This is a genomic window from Nodularia sp. LEGE 04288 (assembly GCF_963896525.1).
Taxonomy (GTDB): domain Bacteria; phylum Cyanobacteriota; class Cyanobacteriia; order Cyanobacteriales; family Nostocaceae; genus Nodularia.
Genome location: NZ_CAWQOY010000059.1, coordinates 1 through 4,752, shown reverse-complemented (window position 1 = coordinate 4,752; position 4,752 = coordinate 1). Strand labels below are relative to the sequence as shown.

The following is a 4,752-nucleotide window of genomic DNA, read 5'->3' as shown; positions in this document are numbered from 1 at the left end:
TGTTTGTATAGATTTAGTCACGAAATTAATGAAATTAAATCGCAATAAACGTAAGTATTATCAACAAGGTCTAAGAGCTATGAAGCTTATAGAGTCTGTCTTGTAGCGGATTTTGTCCCCCCTTCAGTATATATTCACCATTTTCTAAAAAGAACCAATCAAGTTTATGATCGTAAATCTGCCAAACAATATATTCTTTCACACCATTACGGCGATATACTCGTTTTTTATCATACAAATCATTAGCCGCACTACTAGCAGCAACTTCCGCGACTAACTCCGGTGCGCCTTCTACGTAGTCATCGTCACTAATATGTGCTTGTCCACCCAGTTGTTCGTCAACTATCAGGACAACATCAGGTTGTGGTTCATTATCTAAATCCAGACGGACTGTAACGTTATCACCTAACTCTACACCTGGGGTAGCAACTTTGTAAGTTCCCAGCCAAATAATCAAGTCTCCATGAGGCTTTCCATGACTTCTAAAACGTAAGGGTGAAGCCACGTATACAATTCCTTCTATGAGTTCAGCTTTCTTAATATTTGGCATTGCTGTATATCGCCGCTCAAATTCTTGACGTGTCAGGCGATCGCCACTTTCTAAAGGTGGAATTTGGAGATTTTTACTCAAGCTTGGTTCTACCGATGCTTTCATCACAAATTCCTCAAAATCGGATATCTACATCTAGTATAGGCAATTCTTATTGAAACCAATTTAACCAAGCATCCCAATTATCTACAATTTGGGCAAATTCTGCATAACCTGCGGCTCTAGGATGAGCGCCATCATAATTTTTTGCCTCATTTATCCAAATATTTGATTTTTCTAATATCGAAAATACATTTAAATAAGGCACATTTAATTCATCACAAACTAAAGCAAATCCTTGAGATAAATTAACGATTCTTTGATTTCTCCCCTCTTGTTCTTCATCAAAACATGGTGGTGGACTAACCATCAACACAGGATATAACTGTTTAGCCTCACTTAAAATACTATGGATATTTTCCAGGGATTCTGTGAGTGAAACACGGGTTTTACCATTTTCTATGGTTGTATCATTAACACCAAATGAAAAGACAACTCTGCCGTCATATTCTTTTGGTAACCGATAAGAAACTTCTTTTAGCCAACGATTTCTGAGTTCAGTACTCGTTTCTCGCCGCACGCCTAAATTATAGTAGGTAATATCATCACCTTTTTTATTCGCATTCACACATATTCGACCTGTCCAACCCAGACACTCAGGATCACCCGCACCATTAACAAATGATTCACCCAAAAAACAAATTCTAATTTGCTTGGGATGCTCAAAGGTCATCATAACTCTTCCTCTATTAAAAAATTTCAATGTAGTGGTGTGACAAGGCTAAAATGTTGCATTAAACCTAGGATACGTCAACCCAACCTACAATTTTTTGCCACATTTTAAGCTTGTCACGCTACTACTTTAATTAATAAAAAAAGAGGCAGAAAACTCTACCTCTCTAACGGGGAAAAATTAATTCAATTTCCCCAAAAATAATTCAAAAATCCAACTCTTAGTATCTGCTGGTGTTGGGCTTGTGAATAATAAAGCTGAGAACTTGGCACTGCTTGATGTTGTCAAAACCAACAACACGGATAAAGCAGTTGCTGTATTGAGAACGGCAAGATTGAACTTCGCTCAATACTTCTTGAGTGGACTTAGCGCCGAACAAAGGCAACTTCCACATTGTCCAGTAAAATTCTGTTGGCTCAGAAACTTCGTTGAACTCAATAGCTGGAATGTAACCTTGAGTCAAAATGTACTGAACTTGCTTGGCAATTTGAGCATCAGAAAGAGGTGGAAGGTAAGAAAGGGTTTCGTAACGACGCTCTTTTGGTAAAGTTTGCATAGCTTTTGATAATGGGTTGCGATTGATATTAGTTATTAGTAAACAGTTATCAGTTAAAAATGATCACTGTTCACTATTGAAATCTGAACTTGTCTGCTGTTCCGAATGTGGACTGGGGTGAGATGTATCTATGAGTGTGATGCGTTCTAGATGCTGGCGACGTTGTTCCATATTGGCTTGCTGAAAGCCAGTGCGAACCATTTCAGGGAGAAAGTCGGCGACTTCCTCCGCGATGTGTTCTCTGACAGTCATAATGCGTAATGCCAAATCTGGCTTTTCGAGAAACAGTTGCTCAATATACGCTTCTCCGTCCTGGATTTTGCCAGCAGAAAAGTTATGTAGCCAAAGTTCCAATGGAGGATTCGTTTCACCTAGCTGTGCCAATACTGTTTTCAGCGCCTGATAAGTCAGGTAGCTTTGCAATGTCTTGGCTGTATCCTTGGCAATTTGCTTAAGATTCATGTTTGTCCCCAGCCCATAAAAAGTAAAAAGCTAAAGTAAAAAGTAAAAAGAAAGAATATTATTTTCTTTTACTCCTTAACTTTTTACTAGTTACTTGAGGATCAGACAGTATCCATTGCCTCGAACTCGAACTTGATTTCTTTCCAAAGTTCGCAAGCAACAGCTAGTTCAGGACTCCACTTAGCAGCTTCGCGGATAACGTCGTTACCTTCACGAGCCAAGTTACGGCCTTCGTTACGAGCTTGGATACAAGCTTCCAAAGCTACACGGTTAGCGGTTGCACCAGGTGCGTTACCCCAGGGGTGACCAAGTGTACCACCACCAAATTGTAGTACGGAGTCATCACCGAAGATTTCTACAAGTGCGGGCATATGCCATACGTGGATACCACCGGAAGCAACTGCCATTACACCACCCATGGAAGCCCAGTCTTGGGTAAAGTAGATACCGCGAGACAAGTCTTTTTCAACGTAGTTTTCACGCAATAGGTCAACGAAGCCCATTGTGATACCACGTTCGCCTTCCAATTTACCAACAACTGTACCGGTGTGAATGTGGTCACCACCAGACATCCGCAGGGTTTTAGCCAAAACGCGGAAGTGAATACCGTGGTTCTTTTGACGGTCAATAACGGCGTGCATCGCACGGTGAATGTGCAGTAATACACCGTTGGCGCGACACCAATGAGACAATGTGGTGTTAGCTGTGAAACCTGCGGTTAGGTAGTCATGCATGATGATGGGCATTTTGAGTTCTTTAGCGAACTCAGCCCGTTGCAACATTTGCTCACAGGTGGGGGCGGTAACGTTCAGGTAGTGACCTTTGATTTCGCCGGTTTCTGCTTGTGCTTTGTGGATAGCGTCTGCTACAAACAAGAAGCGATCGCGCCATCTTTGGAATGGTGCAGAGTTGATGTTTTCGTCATCTTTGGTGAAGTCCAAACCACCGCGCAAGCATTCGTATACTGCACGTCCGTAGTTTTTAGCGGACAAACCTAATTTGGGCTTAATGGTACAACCCAGCAAAGGACGACCATATTTGTTTAATTTGTCACGTTCTACTTGAATACCATGAGGAGGCCCTTGGAAGGTCTTCAGGTAAGCAACGGGAATCCGCAAGTCTTCCAAACGTAGCGCCCGCAGAGCTTTAAAACCAAATACGTTACCTACAATTGAGGTCAACATATTGGTGACGGAGCCTTCCTCGAACAAGTCTAGAGGATAAGCAACGTAGCAGATGTATTGGTTATCTTCACCAGCAACTGGTTCGATATCGTAGCAACGACCTTTGTAGCGGTCTAGGTCGGTGAGCAAGTCTGTCCATACAGTTGTCCAAGTACCGGTGGAGGACTCAGCCGCCACAGCAGCACCTGCTTCTTCGGGAGGAACTCCAGGTTGGGGAGTCATCCGGAATGCTGCAAGAATATCTGTATCTTTAGGTGTGTAGTCTGGGGTGTAATAAGTTAGTCTGTAATCTTTAACACCGGCTTGATACCCTGATTTGCTCTGGGTCTTAGTTTGAGCGTAAGACATAAATTCCCTTCCAAGAAATCACTCTTTAATTACTTATTGAACTTCGCATGGCTATTAAGTCATGCGATTCCTACTTTACTGAGTCTTGCCTGAATTACTCCAGGTCTTATAGATTCGACTTAGGCGTTTAAAGCATCCGGCGCACCGACGGCGGCTGTTATAATGTCCGTCAAATCACTTTACCAGAATACGCAACCATATACTACAAAGAGAAATAGGTCGCGCCTAACTCATAACTAGAAGCTCGCACAAGAGTGCGGCTTGTAGAAATCAAATCACATTCTGTGCAACTTTCTTTGACTCCCGCTTTTTACCCTCACTGATTGGGGGGAAAAATCAGGAAAAATTTTTTGTTAGAGGTTGGCTTTGGCGGGTCGATTTTCTAGCAATGAACATTTAGTAATATTTATTAACAAATGTTCTTCCCAAATTGGGGTGCATAAACTTGCACTTGCGGCTTTTTCCTCATCCCGTGAATAAAAATTCTCTTTTATCTCTTTCTCTTGCCCCGCTAAATTTTTCTATTTCCAGCAAAAACTCCGTGTTTTGCGGAAAGTATTAAATAATTCCCCTACACATCGGGGTTTTTAGGGTATTGGGTTTGCTGACACCCATTCCCTTCGACACACTCCTGATATGTCCCCTAAAGTGGTAAACAGACCAAGAGAGAATTTGCTTGACAGAAACACAGCAGGGTGATAAGTGAAAGAAAAAGAAATTGCACACCACGTAATTTGTAGCTTGTCTCACAATATATCAAGAATTTGATAAGTTATTCTTTGAAAATTTTTAACTTATATATTTAATTTTGTTATTACATAAAGATTTAAACATTTTGTGAATTTTTATGTAGAGAAGTAAAGTTTGACTGTGGGTGAGG

Annotated in this window: 5 protein-coding genes; all 5 read right to left on the bottom strand. The window is 41.3% G+C overall.

The genetic code is table 11. The features are described from left to right. Positions 1-70 precede the first annotated feature (70 nt). Positions 71-655: a Uma2 family endonuclease gene (locus AACX33_RS04755; RefSeq protein WP_194002841.1), complete on the bottom strand. Its 585-nt coding sequence runs from the start codon at positions 653-655 to the stop codon at positions 71-73. Between the two features lie 46 nt (positions 656-701). After that, positions 702-1,322 (bottom strand): GDSL-type esterase/lipase family protein, encoded by a 621-nt coding sequence (locus tag AACX33_RS04750; protein WP_194002975.1) that lies wholly within the window; start codon positions 1,320-1,322, stop codon positions 702-704. A gap of 220 nt (positions 1,323-1,542) precedes the next feature. Continuing rightward, entirely contained in the window at positions 1,543-1,878 is a 336-nt protein-coding gene (locus AACX33_RS04745; protein ID WP_194002843.1) for a ribulose bisphosphate carboxylase small subunit, read from the bottom strand. Between the two features lie 63 nt (positions 1,879-1,941). Further along, a complete protein-coding gene (gene rcbX, locus AACX33_RS04740) occupies positions 1,942-2,340 on the bottom strand; it encodes a RuBisCO chaperone RbcX (RefSeq protein WP_194002846.1) in 399 nt (132 codons plus the stop codon). A 101-nt stretch (positions 2,341-2,441) separates the two neighbouring features. After that, positions 2,442-3,872, bottom strand: a complete 1,431-nt coding sequence (locus AACX33_RS04735) for a form I ribulose bisphosphate carboxylase large subunit (RefSeq protein WP_194002848.1) — start codon at positions 3,870-3,872, stop codon at positions 2,442-2,444. Positions 3,873-4,752: the final 880 nt, after the last annotated feature.

Bases quoted from the DNA above. Each gene is read 5' to 3' on its own strand.
- AACX33_RS04755 (WP_194002841.1), bottom strand. From the start codon at position 655: ATGAAAGCATCGGTAGAACCAAGCTTGAGTAAAAATCTCCAAATTCCA.
- AACX33_RS04750 (WP_194002975.1), bottom strand. From the start codon at position 1,322: ATGACCTTTGAGCATCCCAAGCAAATTAGAATTTGTTTTTTGGGTGAA.
- AACX33_RS04745 (WP_194002843.1), bottom strand. From the start codon at position 1,878: ATGCAAACTTTACCAAAAGAGCGTCGTTACGAAACCCTTTCTTACCTT.
- rcbX (WP_194002846.1), bottom strand. From the start codon at position 2,340: ATGAATCTTAAGCAAATTGCCAAGGATACAGCCAAGACATTGCAAAGC.
- AACX33_RS04735 (WP_194002848.1), bottom strand. From the start codon at position 3,872: ATGTCTTACGCTCAAACTAAGACCCAGAGCAAATCAGGGTATCAAGCC.